This window comes from Paraburkholderia sp. 22098 (assembly GCF_052045935.1).
GTDB lineage: Bacteria > Pseudomonadota > Gammaproteobacteria > Burkholderiales > Burkholderiaceae > Paraburkholderia > Paraburkholderia caledonica.
The window spans coordinates 110,680-129,739 of record NZ_JBQEPV010000019.1 but is presented as its reverse complement, the minus strand read 5'-3'; the positions used below and the strand labels follow the sequence as shown (position 1 = coordinate 129,739).

Sequence of the window (19,060 nt, the reverse complement as noted above, 5' to 3'; positions counted from 1 at the left end):
TCATTCCGCATCAAACGAAAGTTGGCTCTGCACTGTACGTCCCGATGAACCAGAGGACTGGTGTTTCAAAAGGCTTGATAGACGTACCGCTTTTCCTTTCCGGAGTAAGAGCCCATATTTTGCGGCGAGCAAGAAGCTCAATCTCAGTTTTGCGTTCAGCATTCCACCCACAATCGCTTTAGTCGACGATTCATCAACAAGCACTACCGCACCCCGATTCACTGCAGATGCCAATAGCTCACGAGTGCCTGGAGGCACATCTTCATCGACGATGAACGTCAGCGCTGGGTCAATGCTGAAGGCGTCTTCAACAATATCCGTGTGCAGCTTCGTGCCAATCTGCTCCAGCAATGAGTCGAGCGCTACCTCATCTCCACGCAGATGTTCGCGCTCGACCGGTATTGTCTTCATCAGCGCGAGAAGGCGGTCGGCAGCGGCGTCAATTTCTTTCGCTTGCTCGGAGTTGGGCACTTTCTTCTTTCCGTGACTCGCAACCAGAAAGTTTATCAACGGAGATGCAAGGCCGATGAACCAGCGCGGGTTTCCTTCGGTGATAGCGAAAATAGAATCAGCACCTGCATACAGTTCTAACGTCTTTCTCTGCCGAGATGTGATTTCCCCCCGCTTCGATTCGTGCAGGTAAAAGTCCCGAACAGCAGCAACAGGAGCGGCTTTGCGCAATACGGCGTCCCGCTTATTTAGCCAGAGACTTTCCGTGGAGGCGAGGTCGATGTTCTTGGACTTAAGAAAGTTAGCAAACGACCTGTCTTTCTTTTCCAAGCGCGTGAATATCTTGTGCCAAGGCTCACCGGCACTGTAGGGGCTACGTCTGCGCACCGACCGATTGTCTCTTGGCTCGAACACCGACCTGCCTAATGCTTCCTCCGCAGTGACATGGAGTCCATGCTTATGAGTAAGCGTGTCCCAAAGAGCACGACAGAACGCCTTCGAATCTCCACGGTCGGAGTACCACAATCTGATTTGCTCATGGTCGTTTCGATGAACCGCACCGTCCTCCTTGAACAGTGCACGGAATGCGGTTGCTGATACGGGACTGATAGCAAGCTTTAAAAAAAGCTTCGGGTCAGACGACCGGATTGCTGAAAACAATTGCTCAATAATCCAGTCGGGAGCAGTCTCCAATTCGTCGAAAAGCAAGCTCCAATTCGCACCTTTCTCACTCACTGCGTCATTGAAAATGGTACAGATGTTCGAGCATACGTCCAGAAAATCAAGATGCAGATACTGTTCCGAGGCAAGCCGCTCGGCGCATTGAGCATCCGATAGCAAGCTGCATGCGTTCGCTAATACCCTGATGTCTGAAAGTCGGTTACGTATTGCCTGACGTACAGAGAGAAGACTGGGAATCTCTGGCCTGACACGTAGTACAACCGAGAGCTCGCGAACCAAATGACTCTCTTGGTCGCCGTTGAGCGAAACCCCGCGGTATTCGTATTTCGAATTAGCGCGGTCGGCCATTGCTTCCAGGACAGCATGAATGACATGAGTCGTAAAGCAAGCCAACACAAGAACTCGTTTGTTTTCCTCGCTCAGCTTCCCGTAGCCCAGAGAATTCAGCTGTTTGGACCAACTGATATCGGAGGCGATGAATACGCCGGTATATCGAATGGTCCTGCGGAACATCTCTGACTTCGAGCCTGTCCAGGCCGCTAGCGCCGCAGGTTGTAGCATTTTGAGGAGCGTCGTCTTCCCGCTACCACGCGGCCCCACGAGAACCGCGTGATAGTCACCCGCCAACCGTTCAAAATGCGACGAATAAACAAAACCGTCGGCTACCTCGGCAGCTCCGAGATATTTAGCGTTGAATGCTTCTGCATTCACCGACAGTTCGACTCGGCCAGGGTGATTCATTCCGACCTCCTCCCAAGTTGAGCAGGCAGCCCATTGTTGGCGCAAGTGACGCCGATTTGATGCCGGGAACTCAACTGGTCATGTACGGCCTTTAAGGCATGGGGTAGCAGGTGGGCCAAGTCAGGAACCGCCTCCACCACCTCGGACCATTGCATGAAGGGACGTTGCCCCATGATGCGGTCAATGTCACGCGCAAGTTGAGGAACCGGAGCGTTGCACCCGAAACCCAACCGGCTGGGGAAAAATTTGTTGGCGGTGCCATAGTCCTGCCAACCGTATCCGGACATCCAACTGTAGGACTGAATTTCACCGCGCAACTCATGGTCCTCGCCAATGCTTCGCGCTTCGAGCAGGTGAAAGTAGTTGTGTGACACCGTTGCGTTTTCGCCTTCAATCCGACCGGAGAAACTGCCGCACGCAAGTACCACCGGCTGACGGAATTCGCCTTGGGCGTACTCGATTTTCGGGTGATGCTTGTGGCCGTGAATCACCAGCCACGAGCCGTTGTTCGACAACACGTCTAGCAGTTCCTTGCCGTTTATCATGATGTCCGGACCGAGACCCAATTCGCTGTGAACGTGGGGGTGATGGTGACAGACCGCGATGTTCAGCATCGCGTCAGACATCTGTTCGAGGTCAAGCCGTATCTTCTCGAGCGTGTAACCGGTGACGGCACCTTTATCTAAGTCGTCGCGATGCTCGTGAAGCCAGGACGAGTTCAAGACCAGAAACCGAACGTCTGAAATTGTCGTCAGGTAATACCCGTGCGCCCAGAAGTGGTCGGCAAGCGTCGAATCTGCAACCGGGAACCGGGGAATCAAGCGCATCAGCGCTTCGCGCGGAATCGTTCCGACTTCGTGGGTGCGCGAATCGACGTCATGGTTTCCTACCGTCGCAATCACATCTTTTGCCCCGAGCATGTCGCGCAGCTGGTGCAATTGGGCCCAAACGAAACGCAGCGCGCCCGGGTCCGCCCGATTCGTCATGTCACCGGGGCATACCACGAAGTCCGCAGTAAGCCGCTCCTGCGATATCAACTCCCGCAGGGACGCAAGCGGATTGCCATGCCGCCCGAAGTCGTCGCCGTCAGAGTACAGCTTGACCTCGGTCTTTTTTGGGTCACTGCTTCGAGGAGCGGCGTGCAGGTCGCTCAAGATTGCGAACTTAACGGGTTTCACGGTCGCAGCTCTTTCACTTGTAGTTCCGGAGCTGATACTCCCGCACAGACCGACGGCCGTTCGCGAAACCCGCGACGCTGCGCCGGACAGGGGCATAGGTCAAGTTCCAGCCAGGCAGCGCCCGCTTCAGGGTATGAGCCTGATTATATGAAATCAGAATTCGAACGCCGCGGTCCGATGCCGCCTGGACTTCCGCGACGAGCCGTTCGACGTCATCGTCGGAAAAGGCATTCCAACCATACTCGCCGCGATTTCTTGCGACGCCGTAGTAGTATGGTGGGTCAAGGTAAATGAAATCATCGGGCTTGGCCTGTCGGACTGCTTCAGCGAAATCACCGCAATACAACTCCGCGTGTCGAAGACGTCTCGAAAAATTGCGCAGGTCTTCGACGCCCGGCATCATCCCGGTGCGATATCCGCCGTACGGCACGTTGAATTGTCCGCGCAAGTTCTCCCGGTAGACGCCGTTGAAGCAGTATCTATTCAGATACAAAAACCTGGCGGCGTTGAAGGCGGCATCCTGGCCGGGCGACAGGGCGCGCAGATGCAAGTAGGTTTCCTTATCTGGAGACCAGGTCGACAACACGGCGGAAACGGCTTCCGGATTGCGACGTAAGGTCGAATAGGTCGCGACCAGATGCGGATTGACGTCACCGAGCACCGCACGGGCCGGGTCTAAAGCCAGAAAAAGGCAGGCGGAACCGCAAAACGGTTCGATGTAACGCCCCTTTATTTCGGGGGCAAGGCCGGTCAGCTTGGGCAGAATTTGCCGCTTGCTCCCTGCCCAACGTAAGACGGGCTTAACCGCGGCGCTGGTCGTCATCTAAATTTCAGGTCGTGTGCGTCCACGCAATTTTAGACTACGTCACACTGTGTGGCGATGCCGCGCGCGTCCACTCATATCAATTGTCGCTACTTATTAGAAACCGATGCAGGACGCAGAACATCCGTTGTACTTCGCCGGATGTGAATTCCGAACGTCAGTCCGCTCGGTCTGTCAGCGACGAAATCTTGTCCCCTGCTGGGGTAACGGAAGCTTATCGACAACTTGAACAGCCGTTTAAACTCCGCGACTACACGGCGGATGGATGAGCTATCTGTCTACACCGACGCGGGTTGGCCGCACGCGCCTGCCCGTAAACCGCAGCTTCAACAGCTGTTGGTGCTTCTGATATCAGACGCCGTCACCGACGTCGAGGTCGTCACGCGAGAACTTGGCCTGCGAGAAGAGATGGGTGGACGCCTTAGGCGCGCACTCGACCGGATAGCCTGCGCACAGAGAGTGTTGGAAACTACCGGGCCAGATGGCGCAGAGGCAGGAACGGAGGGGGCAACGTCCAAGTTGCGGGTGCGGGAAGCGGTGGAATTGCTGGCAAGGGAGTGGCCGGAGGAGTATCCGGCCGGGGCGGTGGAGTGGTTGGTCGCGAGTTCAATCGGCATACCGGATTTCGTCTGCGTGTCCTGAAGCCCGACCGCTGCGCCGGGTTGCGAAATCAGCGGGAGGTCTCGTGGCGCCTATGGCACCGCAATGCTACAAAGGCGCCCCTTTAAAAGCCAGGCGCTTCGTAGTGTGCGTTCCAAACACGCTCGCTATTTCTTGACTTCATGTCGTTTAAGGATTGAGGACATCTTCGCGAGTTCATCTTCTGCCAAAGGGCTGTTCGTTGTTTCCACAATAACGGGAATTTTGACGCCCATCACTTTGGCGACGTTCGATACATACGGGCGTCGACTTCCAGCAAGCTGCTGTCGCGCCGAGCAAACAGCGGCCTCTCCGAACTCAGAGAGCAAATAACATAGCGCCCGGCGGTCGCGTGGCGTCTCGACCAATATGTCAACTTCGATTGCAAAACGCTCGACGTCCATGACACGCCTCCGCCATGCTTCGGTTCGTCAATGATAGGTGCCCCCAGAATCGCTTGGAAGCTCGATATTGCCGGTGCAGTGAAGTGCCGAAGGCGAGAGGCGGTCGCCTTCGCCTGCTGGCTTCGGCGACCGGGTCGACAGCGTGCACGCTGCCGACCGGAGCGGCGGCGCTCCTGCTGGAGCTCCGCCGGATTTGGATAGTTCAGTAGTCTGTAAACCAACGACGGGGCGTCTTCGAAGCACGCTCCCGTTAGTGCGCGAATTTTCGCTGGCTGCGCGGATAACAAATATGGGCGATTAGGCGCACGGCGCAAAACCAGATGATGTCGCCGCCGTGCTCGCGGTGATACTTCGACATCGAGCCTTCGCCGGTGTCGTGCGCGAAGTTGCCTTTCTTCGCGCCGAGGTTCAGCGCCATGATCGCGTTCGCCGACAGCGAGCCGAAGCTCATCGCCGACACGTTGAAGATCGACATCGAGTAAGGCTGCGCGCGTTCGGCGCCGACGACGATGCGGAAATCGTGACTATCGAGCGTGGTGGGCGCAAGCGAGTGGCTGATCCATTCGTGCGCGACGGCCTTGACGTCGACCTCGGTTCCATATGGGCGGCTATCGACGTCGTTTTTTGCACGCTGATAGACGATGCTGCGTTGAGCGCGCGAAAACGGCTTTTCGTCGGTATCGCCTTCGACGAAATATTGGCGGATTTCCGGGCGAATGAACTCGAACAGAAAACGGAAATGGCCCCACAGTGGATAGTTGCGAAGAATTGCGTGCCGCTGCTGACCCAGATCGAAGAGGCCGAGCGCGACGAGTGCGAGCGGCACGGCGATCCACAGCCACGACATATGATGCGTCGCGGCGAGCGCCGCGCAAACGGCGAGGAGCGCGACTGCGCTCCACATGGCCAGATAACGTCGAGCAAACATGGGGACTCCGGTGCAGTGAAGATCGTCGCGGAGGGATCGCCGGCGCCGGCGGCGCGGACGGATCCACCGCGAAGGAAAACGAGCGACTGCCCGTCGGGAAAAGCGGACTGCCGGGAAAAGCAGATTGCCGGTAGACGCGAGCGGCTTTAACGCACGCTCAGCAACGCCGCTTGTTGCGGCTCGCTCGCGGTTGGCTGCGCAGTCGCAGCATGTTCGATGATGCCGCCGCCGAGGCACACGTCGCCATCGTAGAGCACCGCCGATTGCCCCGGTGTGACAGCCCATTGCGCATCGTCGAAATTGAGTTCGAAGAGGCTTTCGCCGTAGTTCGCTGTGGTGAACGTGCAGCGTGCATCTGCCTGCCGGTAGCGGGTCTTCGCGCCGCAGGCGAAGCCTTCCGCCGGCGGTTCGCCCGCGACCCAGCTCGTGTTGCCTGCGCTGAGCGTATGACTCAGGAGCCACGGATGATCGTGACCTTGCGCGACGTACAGCGTATTCGACGCGATGTCCTTGCCCGCCACGAACCACGGCTCGCCGCTGCCTTCCTTGCTGCCGCCGAGACCGATGCCCTTGCGCTGTCCGAACGTGTAAAACGCGAGTCCGATGTGTTCGCCGACCGTTTTGCCGTCGGTGGTTTTCATCGGGCCCGGCCTGGTCGGCAGATAGCGGTTCAGGAAGTCGCGGAACGGCCGTTCGCCGATAAAGCAGATGCCGGTGGAATCTTTCTTCTTCGCATTGGGCAGCGCGATCTGTTCGGCGATTTCGCGCACCTTCGTTTTGGGAATTTCGCCGAGCGGAAACAGCGTCTTCGACAACTGCGCCTGGTTCAACCTATGAAGAAAGTACGACTGATCTTTTGTATGGTCGAACGCCTTCAGCAGTTCGAAGCGGCCATTGTTCTCACGCACGCGCGCATAGTGGCCGGTCGCGATGGTTTCCGCGCCGAGCGACATTGCGTGGTCGAGAAAGGCCTTGAATTTGATTTCGGCGTTGCACAGCACGTCCGGGTTCGGCGTGCGTCCCGCGGAATATTCGCGCAGGAACTCGGCGAACACGCGGTCTTTGTATTCGGACGCGAAGTTGACCGCTTCCACGTCGATGCCGATCAGGTCCGCGACCGACACCACGTCGATCCAGTCCTGGCGCGTCGAGCAGTACTCGCTGTCGTCGTCGTCTTCCCAGTTCTTCATGAACAGGCCGACCACGTCGTAGCCCTGTTCCTTCAGCAGCCACGCGGTAACCGACGAATCGACGCCGCCCGACATGCCTACTACGACTTTCTGCTTGCTCATAAGATGCTCACTGGGTACTGCGAAACTTCATGGATCGTGGGTCGATGCTGACGCGCGGTTTTATCCGCGGTTACCTTTTCGGCCCGACCGAATGCGTATGCACGAAGTCGAGCGGGAAACGCCGGCCTGCCAGGTAATCGTCGATGCATTGCATGACGAGCGGCGTGCGGTGCCGTTCGGGGCAGGCGCGCAATTCGTCGGCGCTCATCCACAACGTTCGCACAATGTCGGGATCGAGCGCGCGGGTTGCCTCGCGTTCGCCGCCGGTGCCGCAATAAGTGAAGCGCAAATACGTTACGCCTTCGCTGTCCGGCCGCTCGAAATGCGTCATGTACATGCCGACCAGCGCCTCGGGCGTGAACGGGTGCGCGGTTTCTTCGAGCGTTTCGCGGACCACTGCTTCCAGCAGCGTTTCGCCGGTTTCCAGATGACCGGCCGGCTGATTCAGGCGCAGACCGGCCGCCGTGTGTTCCTCGACCACGAGAAAGCGCCCGTCACGCTCGACGATGGCCGCGACGGTCACGTGCGGCAGCCAGGTTTCCGGTTTCATGGGTGCGCATTTTACCGTTTATAGGCACTCGCTGCCGGGAAGCGGGCGGCCGGCACGCCGGGCGGTTGGATCGCAGGCTGCGGGGCGCGCGGCTCGGACGCGACCCAGAACGGCCGCCGAACCCCGACACGCACGGTCCCGGGCGCGCCAGCCCACCGGCACCCCCGGATTGTCCCCGATTTCTGCCGCCCCCCATGTTTCGGGTAAAGTGAGGCGTTAGCCGTTGCATTTGCAAGCCGGCGTGCCTCGTCGGCCGATCTGTCGTCAAACAGTAAGTCGAGGAGGAAGCACGATGCACATCGGAGTGCCAGCCGAGACGCGCGCGCACGAAACCCGCGTCGCCGCGACGCCCGAAACGGTCAAGAAGTACGTGAGCCAGGGCCATCGGGTCACCATCCAGAGCGGCGCCGGTGCTGGCGCCAGCTTTCCCGACGACGCCTTCACGGCCGCCGGAGCGGAAATCGTCGACGCCGCCAGCGCGTTTGGCGCCGAGCTCGTCCTCAAAGTGCAGTCTCCAACCGAAGCCGAACTGCCGCTTCTCAAGCGCGGCGCAGTGCTGGTCGGCATGCTCGATCCGTTCAACGCAGAGAATGCGCTAAAACTGGCTGCTGCCGGCGTTACCGCGTTCGCGCTCGAAGCCGCGCCCAGAACGACCCGCGCGCAAAGCCTCGACGTGCTGTCGTCGCAGGCGAACATCGCCGGATACAAGGCCGTGCTGCTCGCGGCGACGCTGTACCCGCGCTTCATGCCGATGCTGATGACCGCGGCCGGCACCGTAAAAGCCGCGCGCGTGCTGATTCTCGGCGCGGGCGTGGCGGGCCTGCAGGCAATCGCGACGGCCAAGCGCCTCGGTGCCGTGATCGAAGCGTCCGACGTCCGTCCGGCTGTGAAAGAGCAGATCGAATCGCTTGGCGCGAAGTTTCTCGACGTGCCTTATGAAACCGATGAAGAGCGCGAAGCCGCCCAAGGCGTCGGCGGCTATGCGCGTCCCATGCCGCCCTCGTGGCTGCAGCGGCAGTCGGCGCTCGTCCACGAGCGCGCGAAGCAGGCCGACGTGGTGATCTCCACAGCATTGATTCCAGGCCGCGCGGCGCCGACGCTGATCTCAGTCGAAACCGTGCAGGCGATGAAACCCGGCTCCGTGCTGGTCGACCTTGCCGCGGGCCGCGGCGCGGACTACGAAGGGCAGCGCGGCGGCAACTGTCCGCTGACCGAAGCTGACAAGGTGGTCGTCAAGCATGGCGTGACGATTGTCGGCTACACGAATCTGGCATCGATGGTGCCCGCCGACGCTTCGTCGCTCTATGCGCGCAATCTGCTCGACTTCCTGAAGCTGATCGTGACGAAGGAAGGCGCGCTGAATATCGACCTCGCCGACGACATCGTCGCCGCTACGCTGCTTGCCCGCGACGGCGAAGTCGCGCGCAAGGCATAAAACGAATCCACCGAGGAGAAACGGCGATGGAAGTGCTCAACCACACCGTCATCAACCTGATCATTTTCGTGCTGGCGATTTACGTCGGCTACCACGTGGTCTGGAACGTCACGCCGGCTCTGCACACGCCGCTCATGGCCGTGACGAATGCCATTTCGGCGATCGTGATTGTCGGCGCGATGCTGGCAACCGGCCTCACGCTCGGCACGCCGGGCAAGTTCTTTGGCACGCTCGCCGTCGCGCTCGCGGCGGTCAATGTGTTCGGCGGCTTTCTCGTCACGCGGCGAATGCTGGAGATGTTCCGCAAGAAAGAGCCGAAGAAGCTGATCGCCGACAAGAGCAAGGAGAACGCGTAATGAGCCTGAACGTCGTCACGCTGCTTTATCTGGTCGCGTCCGTCTGCTTCATTCAGGCGCTCAAGGGGCTGTCGAATCCGAAGACCGCGCGCATCGGCAATACGTTCGGCATGGTCGGGATGGCAATCGCGATTCTCACGACCATTGCCTTGATTGCCAAGCAGGCCACCGCGCTCGGATCGAATCTTGGCCTGGGGCTTGGGCTGCTGCTGGTCGCTTTGATCATTGGCGGCGCTATCGGCGCGTTTGTCGCCGCGCGCGTCGAGATGACCAAGATGCCGGAACTCGTCGCGGCCATGCACTCGCTGATCGGTCTCGCGGCGGTCTGCATTGCGTATGCGGTGGTGTCGGAGCCGGCTGCGTTCGGTCTCGTCGATCCCGAGTATCCGGTGCCGGGCTTTCTGCCTTACGGCAATCGCGTTGAGCTGTTCATCGGCACGTTCGTCGGCGCAATTACTTTTAGCGGTTCGGTGATCGCGTTTGGCAAGCTCTCGGGCAAATACAAGTTTCGCCTCTTTCAGGGCGCGCCGGTTGTGTATGCAGGCCAGCACCTGATCAACCTGATGCTCGCCATCGCGATGCTCGGCTTCGGCATCATCTTCTTTTTTACGCAGTCGTGGCTGCCGTTCATCGTCATGACGGCGATCGCGTTCGTGCTCGGCGTGCTGATCATCATTCCGATCGGCGGCGCGGATATGCCGGTCGTCGTGTCCATGCTCAACTCGTACTCGGGCTGGGCGGCGGCGGGGATCGGCTTCTCGCTCAACAATCCGATGCTGATCATCGCGGGCTCGCTGGTCGGCTCCTCGGGTGCGATTCTGTCGTACATCATGTGCCGCGCGATGAACCGCTCGTTCTTCAATGTGATTCTGGGCGGCTTCGGCAATGAGGCGGGCGCGGCGGCAGCGGGCGGCTCGGCCGAGCAGCGTCCGGTGAAATCCGGTTCCGCCGACGATGCGTCGTTCATGCTCGGCAACGCCGAAACGGTCGTGATCGTGCCGGGTTATGGCCTTGCGGTGGCGCGCGCGCAGCATGCGTTGAAGGAGCTGACCGACAAGCTCGTCGAGAAGGGCATTGAAGTGAAGTACGCGATTCACCCGGTGGCGGGACGGATGCCCGGCCATATGAACGTGCTGCTTGCCGAAGCCGAAGTGCCGTACGACATGGTCTTCGAAATGGACGACATCAACGGCGAGTTCGGCCAGGTCGATGTGGTGCTCGTGCTCGGCGCGAACGACGTGGTGAACCCGGCCGCGAAGAACGATCCCAAGTCGCCGATTGCGGGCATGCCGATCATTGAGGCTTACAAGGCACGCACTGTCATTGTGAACAAGCGCTCGATGGCGGCCGGTTATGCCGGCCTCGACAATGACCTGTTCTACATGGACAAGACGATGATGGTGTTCGGCGACGCCAAGAAGGTGATCGAAGATATGGTGAAGGCGGTCGACTAGAAGCGTGTGGAGTCTCGCGGATTTTTGACCGTTGACGCGGGACTCCATCCACACTGAAGTCTGTATTTTTAAAATCCGGCAGCCGCGACGCATGTCTCGCGTTGTCGCGCTAGCGCGGCTTTGCGTTGACGTGCCGCAACAGGTCCGCGAGCCGCCTGCCTTGCTGGTCCGGATAAGGTTCGCGCACTTCCAGTTCCTGAATCCGCTCCAGTCCAAAGTTGCGGAAGTCGCCGCGCAATTCACACCACGCGCCTAGCGTCCATCGCGCGCCCCAATACGCGAGCGCGAGCGGCCACACGCGGCGCTCGGTTGCCGCGCCGTTTGCATCGGTGTACGAAAAGCTCACCACTTGCCGGGTGTCGATCGCTCGATGCAGCGTGTCGAGCTGTGCCGAGAAATCACTCCTGATATGGAACGACGGCGCGAAGACAGCGAGTCTTTCGAGCGACGCGCGCTTGTCCGCCGGCATCGCAGAGGCAATCTTGGCGAGCGCGCCGCGCGCTCCGCTTGCAAAGTCGGCGCCGCCCCAGGATTCCAGCATGCGCGCGCCGGCGGCGAGTGCCGCGAGTTCGTCGGCGGTGAAGGTGAGCGGCGGCAAACTCGCCGCGCGGCTCAGCCGGTAGCCAATGCCGGCCTCGCCCTCGATCGGCACGCCCGACAATTGCAGATCGCGCACATCGCGATAGACCGTGCGCAGCGAGATGTTGAGCCAGTCGGCGAGTTGTTGCGCGGTGGTCAGACGCCGGCCGCGCAGCAGTTCGGCGATCTGGAACAGGCGGTCGGCGCGGCGCGTCATCGTGGGCGTCTTGTAGAAGAGGACAGGGACAGTCCCGCGATGATAGCGCCGCATGCCGCGCTCCGGTCAGCGTTTCGGGCGCTGTGCGCGTGGTGTTTAGCGCTGCGCTGCCGCGCTCTGCTCGCCGCTTTGCGACCTAGCCGTTGGTCCGCGAGTGCAGGCCGAGGCGGTTGCCTTCGGTATCGGTGAAGAACGCGATATAGCCGATGTCCTGCGGCAGTTTGACGACCGGCCCGTCGGTCTTGCCGCCGGCTTCTTCGATGCGGGCGAGGGCGGCGTCCACGGTCGGCTGCGCGTTCAGATAGACGAGCAAGCCGTCGCCGTTCGGCGTCATAGACGGACTATGGACGATCGCGCCGCCCGTGGCCGGTTCTTCGTAGCCGAACACGGCGATCGGCTGGCCACCGATTTCCTGGCGATTCAATTTGACGTCGAGCGCGGTTTCATAGAAGCGGACGGCGCGATCGAAATCGACGGACGGGATCTCAAACCATGCAACAACTTTCGACGATGCAGACATGACACTCTCCTGTTGACCCGAGCCAGTGCTTCAGCGCTTGCTCTGGTCCCATGCAAGATGGTTCGGTGGATGGACGGCGGATAAGCCGTGTAAAGCGCCGGATGGCGTGAGGAGAAGTGTGCGGGTGTGCTGCTGACAGCGTGGTGTCAGTAGGGTGCGAGAAGGAGGAGTCGGGCGTGCGGTTTCGGCGACGCGAAAAAAAACCGCGGGAGTCGGTTCCGCGGTTTCTTTGGCCTGCTTCTGCTTTTACTTGTGCTTCGGTCTGTGCTTGCGTTTATGAGGTGCGCAAGCCGCGCCTCTACGCCGGAAACGATGCGTGGCGAGCAGCTAGCGTCAATCGGCGGGCGTGTCGTTTTGCGGCCGCTGGCGCACGCTGCCTGCGATGAGGTCGAAGCGGAACAGTCGGCATTCGAGCGCGCCGTTGAAAAGCGGCGTCTTGGTCGATTCGCGCAGACGCAACTGGCCGGGCAGCTTGCGATCCGAAGTCAGGATGAACGCGTGCCAGCCGGTGAAGCGCTGCTTGAGCGCGTCGCCGAGCGACTGGAAAAATTCGCTGTCCGGCGTTTCTTCCTGGGCGCGGCGGAAGCTGTCGTCATCGCGATTATCGCGGTTGCGCGGCTCGCGGATTTCGCCGCGCGCGTTACGTCCGCGCACTTCGATCCGTTCGCCGTACGGGGGATTCGCGACGAGAATGCCCGGCTCGGAGCTCGGCGGCGTCATGCCGCGAGCGTCGACCTGTTTGAGCGGGATCGACGGCAAGCCTGCGCGCTGGAAATTCGCACGCGCTTTGTCGAGCATGTCGCCGGAAATATCGCTGCCGAATATTTGCAGATCGGCGCGCGAGGTACGAGCGGCGTGCTTGGCGTCGAGCGCGGCGGCCTTCAGTGTTTGCCAGGTTTTGCTGTCGTATTGCTTGAGCTTTTCGAAGCCGAAGCGGCGTTCCGCGCCTGGCGCGATGTTCAGCGCGACTTGCGCGGCTTCGGCGAGGAACGTGCCGCTGCCGCACATCGGGTCGTACAGCGGCGTGCCTGCATTCCAGCCCGTCAGACGCAGGATGCCCGCCGCGAGATTCTCGCGCAGCGGCGCGGCGCCCTTGTCGAGGCGCCAGCCGCGCTTGAAGAGCGGGTCGCCGGATGTGTCGAGGTAGAGCGTGCAGTCGGTCGCCGTGAGAAACGCGAACACGCGGACGTCGGGCGTCGCGGTGTCGATGTTCGGGCGCGCGCCGCTGACTTCGCGCAGCCGATCGCAGATGGCGTCCTTTACGCGCAGCGTCGTGAACTCGAGGCTGCGCAGCGGCGACTTGATCGCGGTAACGTCGACGCGCAAAGTTTCGTTCGCGGAGAACCACTGCTCCCAACGTTGTTCGACGGCGAGCGCGTAGATGTCCTGTTCACTGCGATACGGGCGATGCGCGATTTTCAGCAACACGCGGCTCGCGATGCGCGAATGCAGATTGGCCGCCATGCCGGCCGCCCAACCGCCGCGGAAGTGCACGCCGCCGGGGACTTGCGACCCCGCCGAGAATGGCGCGCCGTTCAGATGTTTCGCGGCGATTTCGGCGAGTTCAGTGGCGAGCGAGGCTTCGAGGCCGCGCGGGCAGGGGAGGAAGAAATCAAAGGACATGGGGTGGGGCGAGCCGGTGGGCGTTGGGTAAGGGCGTATTGTACGCGGTTGGCTGGCGCGTTTTTTCGCTGACGGAACGAAAGCGAGCGGTTCGAGAGCAGACCTTTCCGACGAGCACGCAGTGCGAGGCGGGAGGTATGACTGCCTTGTCACTGGCGCGGAGTGTGCGAGGGCACAGATTCCAGATGCACCACTACCCCTTCTAAGCCAGGGGACCCGCTTATGAGTTAGCGGTGCAAAGCCGCTTTCTTTGCTTACTTTCTTTGCGGCATGCAAAGAAAGTAAGTGCCGCCCCGCACAGGGGCAGTGCCAATAGACCACCGTGAAATCAAGGAAAGGCCAAGGGATTCAAACGGCGAAGGAACCCACGCACCTTCGAAACCTACCCCGCAGCAACAGCTGCCCCGTCGGAAGGACAAGCCGGCACATTGACCCGCGCCGCCCCCTTTGCCTGCGAAGAAGAAGCGCCAGCAGCAGCTGCACCGGCAGAAGCAGAAGAAGCAGCAGCCATCGCCCGCAACGCCCCCGCCACCTGCTCGGAAACCCGCTGCAAAGCCCTCCGATGCCCATCGACGAGCGAATCGTACCCACTCCCGACCTGCTCGCTCACGACACTGCGACAAGTCATCACAGCAGTACTCCGAACAGCCCGCACACTCCACACCGCGTCGATCAGCGCATGCGACCCCGGCCACGATTCGAACCGCTGCACATTCACGCTGACCCGATACACAGGCGTCGTATCCGAATAAGCGGTGCCATACACATCGATCGTATTCAACTGCTGCGTGAGACTTGTCGACAACGCCCGGCGCAGTTCGTCGCCTGGCAACGACGCCCAACGCTCCTCTTCCAGCACCTTCACCTGCGTCGGGCCTGTTTGCACGACCAACTGCGTCTTGGCAACTTGCGGCGGCACGTCGATCGGTGCGACTTCGATCAGCCACGCCGGCGCCGCCGCCGTACGCACGCTCGACGCGCCCGCTGGCGTGCTCCCTGAAGCGCCCACACTTGCGCCGCCGAGCGTATAGAACCGGCTACTCGGCGATGCACACGCCGCCAGTGCGAGCACGGCGACGAGTGCCCCGGCTTGGAAAGCGCTGCGCGCGGGCCCGCCCGGCAGGCGCGAAAGCCGGGACAGTCTGGAAAGGCGGGCAAACATCATGGTTTATCTCCTGCTTTACCGCGCAACAACGATTCGGGGTGGCGCTCCAGATAATCCGACAGCGCATTCAGCGACTGCAACGTCCGCGTCAATTCCTGCAACGCCTGATGCACGTCCGACTGCAACGGCGAGTCCTGCTGCAACGTCGCCTCCGCCGAGCCGAAGGTCTGCTTCGCCGCCGCCAGCGTGTCGCGGGCTTGCGGCACGACTTCCGTGTCGAGGCGCTTGAAGAGCTGATCGGCATTCTTCAGCGCGCTGTTCAGGTTGTTGCCGATCTGGTCGAACGGTACCTTGTCGAGCTTCTTCGCGATGTCCGCCACCTGAAGCTGCAACTCGTCGAGCGTGTTCGGAATGGTCGGCAATTCGAGCGGATCGCTTGCTACGTCGACGGTGGCCGGCGGCGCCTTCGGGAAGATATCGAGCGCAACGTAGAGCTGGCTCGTGATCAGATTGCCCGTGCGCAACTGGCCGCGCAGACCGTGTTTGACCAGCTGTTGCAACAGGTTCTGACCAGCAAGGCTGCCCGGCGCCGGAGCCGTTTCGCGGAAGCGCTTGCCGAGGCGGTCCGGGTAGATGTTCATGGTCACGGGCATCGTGAAGCTGCGCGTTTTCGGATCGTAGTCGATGCCGATGTTCGTCACCTGACCTAGCACGATGCCGCGGAAGTCCACCGTAGCGCCGACCGACAGCCCACGCAGCGACTGGTTGAAGTTCATCACGACGCGTAGCGGCTCGCCGTCCGGCTCGCGCATTGCGTCGCCTTCGTCCGAACCGAGGCGGAACGTCATGTTGTTCGGCGCCTGCGCGCCCACGCCCTGGCCGGGCGGCGACTGGAACGACAAACCGCCGACGATCACCGTCGCGAGCGACTGCGTATTCAGCTTGAAACCGCTCGAATCGAGCCGCAGATCGACGCCACTCGCATGCCACCAGCGTGAATTGGTGCCGACGTACTGGTCGAACGGTGCGGACACGAACACCTGCATCGTCACGCCGGTGCCGTCCTTATCGAGCGAGAAGCCCACCACCTGGCCGACCTGCACGCGACGGTAGAAAATCGGCGAACCGATGTCGATCGAGCCCAGCGAATCGCCGTGCAGGATGAACTGGTGGCCCTTCTGGTCGCCGGTAATAGGCGGGGGCGTTTCGAGGCCGACAAAATTTTTCTCGCTGTCGGGCGAATGGCCGGCGTCCGCGCCGATATAGGCGCCCGAAAGGAGCGTGGTGAGCCCGGACACGCCGCTTGCGCCCACCCGTGGGCGCACGACCCAGAAGCGCGAGTCCTTGACCGCGAAGTCTTCGCCTTCCTTCGTCAACTGCACCTGCACGAGCACGTGAGAAAGATCTTTCGACAACGTGATCGACTTCACCGCGCCGACGTCGACGTCCTTGTACTTGACCTTGGTTTTGCCGGGCTCGAGCCCTTCGGCGCTGACGAAACTGATCGTGATGGTCGGGCCTTTTTCCGTCGCCGACTTGATGACGAGCGCAATACCGATCAGCGCGGCGATCAAGGGAATCACCCACACGAGCGACGGCAGCCAGCGGCTGCGCGGCTCGATCTGGGGGTCTGGGAGTTGGGGCGGCAACTGCGGTCCGTTCGAATCGTTGCGCGGCGCATCGGGGGCGGGCGTCGGTCCTGGCGGGCTAGTCATGTTCGAGATCCTGAGGTTTTTGAGTACTGCCGTCCACGTCGTCCCAGATGAGCCGTGGATCGAATTGCATGGATGCCATCATCGTGAGGATCACCACCGAGCCGAACGCGATCGCGCCCGGTCCAGCCGTGATGACTGCAAGCGACTTGAAGCGCACCAGCGCGACCGTCAATGTGACCACGAACACGTCGAGCATCGACCAGCGGCCGATCCGTTCGACCATCCGGTAAAGCGTGGTGCGTTGCTCCGGACGCCAGCGCGAGCGGCGCTGCGCGGTAATGGTGAGGAGCGCGAGCACGGTCAGCTTGAGCATGGGCACCATGATGCTGGCGACGAACACGATTACCGCAAGCGGCCAGTCGCCGGACGTCCAGAAGTACACGACGCCGCTCATGATGGTGTCGTCCTCCGAACCCAGCAGTGACGAGGTATGCATGACCGGCAACAAATTTGCCGGAATATACAGCAACGCCGCCGCGATCAGCAGCGCCCACGTGCGCATGAGGCTGTCCGGATTGCGTGAGTGCAGGCGCGAGCCGCACCGTGAGCAATGCTGCGGCGTGATCGAGCGGATGCGCGGTTCGACGCGTCCACACGCGTGGCAGGCGACGAGGCCCGCGCGTCTTGCGGTGACGTATTTCATGCGCGGGTCACCCTCGATGCGGCGCCGGCGGTACGCCGGGGCTTGCGTCGGGGGCCTGGCCGCGGTCTACGCCGGGCTCCGCGTCGACTTGCAGCGCGGGCGGAGCGGGCGGGCCGGCAACCGCGCCGACGGCGAGCGCCGCGCTATCGGCCGAACTGCGCGGCAGCGGCCGCTGGCTGCGCGCGCCGAGTTCGTCCGCGAGATCCCACAGAATGCGCGGGTCGAAGGTGACGACCACGGCGAACATCAGTGTCAGCGCGCCGAACGCGAAAAGCGCCGCCTCGGGTATCACGCGCGCGAGACTGACCATCTTCACAATGGTGATCAGCACACCGAGCATGAACACTTCGATCATCCCCCAGGGACGCACGAACTGGATTGCGCGCAAGACGCGGTTGAAGCCCGCAGGCACATAGCCGGAGCGCAGCGGGATCAGAACGTAGAGCAGCGCGACGAGTTCGGTGAGCGGAAAGAGAATGGTCGAACAGAACACCATGACCGCGACGATCTGCATGTCCTCGTTCCAGAGGGCGACGAGCGCGCCGAACAGCGTGGTCTGCGAGGTAATGCCATTGGTTTCGAGTTCGACGATGGGAAATCCCTGCGCGATCAGGAATGTGATCAGCGCGGCGAGCGTCATGGCGCTGATGCCCTCCAGCTTGCGCGACACGCCGCTGTAGAGCGTCGCACGGCAACGCGGACAGCGCGCGAGTTTGCGCCCGGCAAGCCGCGGCTTGCGGAATAGCGTATCGCACTCGTGGCACGCAATCAGGTTGTCATTTTCCATACGGCAGCGGGCCAACGATATGTGAGTAAGCGTGCAATGCCGGTCGCAAGTGTGGGCGAATAACGCAGTTCGAAAAATTTGTGCAGCAATAGTACCAAACGCGTTGCAGGCGCGCGCGTGGGCGCTGCGCCTTGTGAATGAAAGCTCTGACAGCGTCCGTCCCCAATTGTTCAACGGCGTGGCGAGGCGCGCCCCAAGTCGCCTTTCGGTAAATTTCGCGTTGCCGCAGCCAGCTTTTTCCGCTTCGGGTAGCATGGCGGCCTGGCGTGTCTCGAAGGCCGCGGCACCGGGTTATCCGCCGATAGACTTTGCATCGGCACGGAATAGCCGGGCCTGCCGCACCGTTAACCTCTCTTAGCAAGCGTTCACCTGTCATGGCACACAACCCTTCATTCGGTGGCCGGGAGTCGTACACGCGGACTGCCATTGCCTTTCATTGGCTGATCGCATTGCTGATCGTCTGCGGCTTTGCGCTCGGCTGGGTGATGACCGACATCCCTGGCTTTACGCCGACCAAACTGCGCTATTTCTCGTGGCATAAATGGATTGGCGTGACGGTATTTGCGCTGGCCATCGTGCGCATCCTCTGGCGCGCAACGCATGGCGCTCCGGCGATGCCGCGCCGCATGCCCGCCTGGCAGCGCGGCGCCGCGCACTTCGTGCATGTGCTGCTCTATGTATTGATGATCGCGATTCCCGTTTCCGGCTATCTGTACAGCTCGGCGGCAAATGTGCCGGTTGTCTATCTCGGGTTGATTCCGCTGCCGCGTCTGATCGCGCCGGACCCGCATCTGAAGGAATTGCTCAAGAACGTCCATATCGTGCTGAATTACACATTGCTGGTGCTGGTCGGGCTGCATGTAGCGGCGGCGCTCAAGCATCAGTGGCTGGACCGCGACGGCTTGCTGTCGCGCATGCTTCCCTTCCTCAAATAAGGACA

17 protein-coding genes and 1 pseudogene are annotated in these 19,060 nt (G+C 61.3%); 4 read left to right on the top strand and 14 right to left on the bottom strand.

The window, feature by feature from the left end:
- The 7 genes and pseudogenes from ACTJLB_RS29380 to ACTJLB_RS29350 form a co-directional block, all read right to left on the bottom strand.
- Positions 1 to 1,872 (bottom strand): ORC-CDC6 family AAA ATPase, encoded by a 1,872-nt coding sequence (locus ACTJLB_RS29380; RefSeq protein ID WP_440785333.1) that lies wholly within the window; start codon positions 1,870 to 1,872, stop codon positions 1 to 3.
- Positions 1,869 to 3,050, bottom strand: a complete 1,182-nt coding sequence (locus ACTJLB_RS29375) for a metallophosphoesterase family protein (protein ID WP_440785332.1) — start codon at positions 3,048 to 3,050, stop codon at positions 1,869 to 1,871. Before ACTJLB_RS29375 ends, ACTJLB_RS29380 begins: the two co-directional genes overlap by 4 nt.
- Positions 3,051 to 3,063: 13 nt before the next feature.
- On the bottom strand, positions 3,064 to 3,873 hold the full coding sequence (locus ACTJLB_RS29370; protein ID WP_440785331.1) for a DNA adenine methylase: 810 nt from the start codon (positions 3,871 to 3,873) through the stop codon (positions 3,064 to 3,066).
- Between the two features lie 767 nt (positions 3,874 to 4,640).
- Positions 4,641 to 4,916, bottom strand: a complete 276-nt coding sequence (locus tag ACTJLB_RS29365) for a hypothetical protein (RefSeq protein ID WP_440785330.1) — start codon at positions 4,914 to 4,916, stop codon at positions 4,641 to 4,643.
- Between the two features lie 316 nt (positions 4,917 to 5,232).
- Positions 5,233 to 5,844 (bottom strand): annotated as a pseudogene (locus ACTJLB_RS29360) (glutamate synthase-related protein); the annotation flags it as partial.
- Positions 5,845 to 5,990: 146 nt separating this feature from the next.
- Entirely contained in the window at positions 5,991 to 7,136 is a 1,146-nt protein-coding gene (gene mnmA, locus ACTJLB_RS29355) for a tRNA 2-thiouridine(34) synthase MnmA (RefSeq protein ID WP_440785329.1), read from the bottom strand.
- A gap of 70 nt (positions 7,137 to 7,206) precedes the next feature.
- A complete protein-coding gene (locus ACTJLB_RS29350; RefSeq protein ID WP_440785328.1) occupies positions 7,207 to 7,686 on the bottom strand; it encodes an NUDIX hydrolase in 480 nt (159 codons plus the stop codon).
- 292 nt (positions 7,687 to 7,978) lie between these two features.
- Here ACTJLB_RS29350 and ACTJLB_RS29345 point away from each other — a divergent pair, with 292 nt between their 5' ends.
- Genes ACTJLB_RS29345 through ACTJLB_RS29335 form a run of 3 tightly spaced genes read left to right on the top strand, consistent with a single transcriptional unit; the run spans position 7,979 to position 10,931 of the window.
- Positions 7,979 to 9,121, top strand: coding sequence for a Re/Si-specific NAD(P)(+) transhydrogenase subunit alpha (locus tag ACTJLB_RS29345; protein ID WP_020069664.1), 1,143 nt, complete (start codon positions 7,979 to 7,981; stop codon positions 9,119 to 9,121).
- Between the two features lie 26 nt (positions 9,122 to 9,147).
- Positions 9,148 to 9,477, top strand: coding sequence for an NAD(P) transhydrogenase subunit alpha (locus tag ACTJLB_RS29340; protein ID WP_006047931.1), 330 nt, complete (start codon positions 9,148 to 9,150; stop codon positions 9,475 to 9,477).
- Entirely contained in the window at positions 9,477 to 10,931 is a 1,455-nt protein-coding gene (locus tag ACTJLB_RS29335) for an NAD(P)(+) transhydrogenase (Re/Si-specific) subunit beta (protein ID WP_087750850.1), read from the top strand. The genes ACTJLB_RS29340 and ACTJLB_RS29335 overlap by 1 nt, the downstream gene beginning before the upstream one ends.
- Before the next feature lie 109 nt (positions 10,932 to 11,040).
- On the opposite strand, the gene ACTJLB_RS29330 is transcribed toward ACTJLB_RS29335, so the two are convergent.
- From ACTJLB_RS29330 to ACTJLB_RS29300, 7 genes are all read right to left on the bottom strand, one after another.
- Complete coding sequence (locus ACTJLB_RS29330) at positions 11,041 to 11,781, bottom strand: helix-turn-helix transcriptional regulator (RefSeq protein ID WP_087750849.1); 741 nt, start codon at positions 11,779 to 11,781, stop codon at positions 11,041 to 11,043.
- Between the two features lie 82 nt (positions 11,782 to 11,863).
- A complete protein-coding gene (locus ACTJLB_RS29325) occupies positions 11,864 to 12,247 on the bottom strand; it encodes a VOC family protein (protein WP_425181626.1) in 384 nt (127 codons plus the stop codon).
- A 333-nt stretch (positions 12,248 to 12,580) separates the two neighbouring features.
- Positions 12,581 to 13,870 carry a THUMP domain-containing class I SAM-dependent RNA methyltransferase gene (locus tag ACTJLB_RS29320; RefSeq protein ID WP_020069668.1) on the bottom strand — a complete coding sequence of 430 codons (1,290 nt, stop codon included), beginning with the start codon at positions 13,868 to 13,870 and terminating at the stop codon, positions 12,581 to 12,583.
- Positions 13,871 to 14,252: 382 nt separating this feature from the next.
- Positions 14,253 to 15,035, bottom strand: a complete 783-nt coding sequence (locus ACTJLB_RS29315; RefSeq protein WP_408484381.1) for a PqiC family protein — start codon at positions 15,033 to 15,035, stop codon at positions 14,253 to 14,255.
- Positions 15,032 to 16,690, bottom strand: a complete 1,659-nt coding sequence (locus tag ACTJLB_RS29310) for a PqiB family protein (RefSeq protein ID WP_087750846.1) — start codon at positions 16,688 to 16,690, stop codon at positions 15,032 to 15,034. The genes ACTJLB_RS29315 and ACTJLB_RS29310 overlap by 4 nt, the downstream gene beginning before the upstream one ends.
- On the bottom strand, positions 16,683 to 17,333 hold the full coding sequence (locus ACTJLB_RS29305; protein WP_440785327.1) for a paraquat-inducible protein A: 651 nt from the start codon (positions 17,331 to 17,333) through the stop codon (positions 16,683 to 16,685). The genes ACTJLB_RS29310 and ACTJLB_RS29305 overlap by 8 nt, the downstream gene beginning before the upstream one ends.
- 7 nt (positions 17,334 to 17,340) lie before the next feature.
- Positions 17,341 to 18,120, bottom strand: a complete 780-nt coding sequence (locus ACTJLB_RS29300; RefSeq protein WP_020069672.1) for a paraquat-inducible protein A — start codon at positions 18,118 to 18,120, stop codon at positions 17,341 to 17,343.
- A gap of 374 nt (positions 18,121 to 18,494) precedes the next feature.
- Here ACTJLB_RS29300 and ACTJLB_RS29295 point away from each other — a divergent pair, with 374 nt between their 5' ends.
- Positions 18,495 to 19,055, top strand: coding sequence for a cytochrome b (locus tag ACTJLB_RS29295; protein ID WP_087750844.1), 561 nt, complete (start codon positions 18,495 to 18,497; stop codon positions 19,053 to 19,055).
- The last annotated feature ends 5 nt before the right edge of the window (positions 19,056 to 19,060 follow it).

Excerpts from the sequence above, each read along its gene's own strand:
- ACTJLB_RS29380 (WP_440785333.1), bottom strand. The coding sequence starts at position 1,872 with ATGAATCACCCTGGCCGAGTCGAACTGTCGGTGAATGCAGAAGCATTC.
- ACTJLB_RS29370 (WP_440785331.1), bottom strand. The coding sequence starts at position 3,873 with ATGACGACCAGCGCCGCGGTTAAGCCCGTCTTACGTTGGGCAGGGAGC.
- ACTJLB_RS29365 (WP_440785330.1), bottom strand. The coding sequence starts at position 4,916 with ATGGACGTCGAGCGTTTTGCAATCGAAGTTGACATATTGGTCGAGACG.
- mnmA (WP_440785329.1), bottom strand. The coding sequence starts at position 7,136 with ATGAGCAAGCAGAAAGTCGTAGTAGGCATGTCGGGCGGCGTCGATTCG.
- ACTJLB_RS29350 (WP_440785328.1), bottom strand. The coding sequence starts at position 7,686 with ATGAAACCGGAAACCTGGCTGCCGCACGTGACCGTCGCGGCCATCGTC.
- ACTJLB_RS29345 (WP_020069664.1), top strand. The coding sequence starts at position 7,979 with ATGCACATCGGAGTGCCAGCCGAGACGCGCGCGCACGAAACCCGCGTC.
- ACTJLB_RS29340 (WP_006047931.1), top strand. The coding sequence starts at position 9,148 with ATGGAAGTGCTCAACCACACCGTCATCAACCTGATCATTTTCGTGCTG.
- ACTJLB_RS29335 (WP_087750850.1), top strand. The coding sequence starts at position 9,477 with ATGAGCCTGAACGTCGTCACGCTGCTTTATCTGGTCGCGTCCGTCTGC.
- ACTJLB_RS29330 (WP_087750849.1), bottom strand. The coding sequence starts at position 11,781 with ATGCGGCGCTATCATCGCGGGACTGTCCCTGTCCTCTTCTACAAGACG.
- ACTJLB_RS29325 (WP_425181626.1), bottom strand. The coding sequence starts at position 12,247 with ATGTCTGCATCGTCGAAAGTTGTTGCATGGTTTGAGATCCCGTCCGTC.
- ACTJLB_RS29320 (WP_020069668.1), bottom strand. The coding sequence starts at position 13,870 with ATGTCCTTTGATTTCTTCCTCCCCTGCCCGCGCGGCCTCGAAGCCTCG.
- ACTJLB_RS29315 (WP_408484381.1), bottom strand. The coding sequence starts at position 15,035 with ATGATGTTTGCCCGCCTTTCCAGACTGTCCCGGCTTTCGCGCCTGCCG.
- ACTJLB_RS29310 (WP_087750846.1), bottom strand. The coding sequence starts at position 16,690 with ATGACTAGCCCGCCAGGACCGACGCCCGCCCCCGATGCGCCGCGCAAC.
- ACTJLB_RS29305 (WP_440785327.1), bottom strand. The coding sequence starts at position 17,333 with ATGAAATACGTCACCGCAAGACGCGCGGGCCTCGTCGCCTGCCACGCG.
- ACTJLB_RS29300 (WP_020069672.1), bottom strand. The coding sequence starts at position 18,120 with ATGGAAAATGACAACCTGATTGCGTGCCACGAGTGCGATACGCTATTC.
- ACTJLB_RS29295 (WP_087750844.1), top strand. The coding sequence starts at position 18,495 with ATGGCACACAACCCTTCATTCGGTGGCCGGGAGTCGTACACGCGGACT.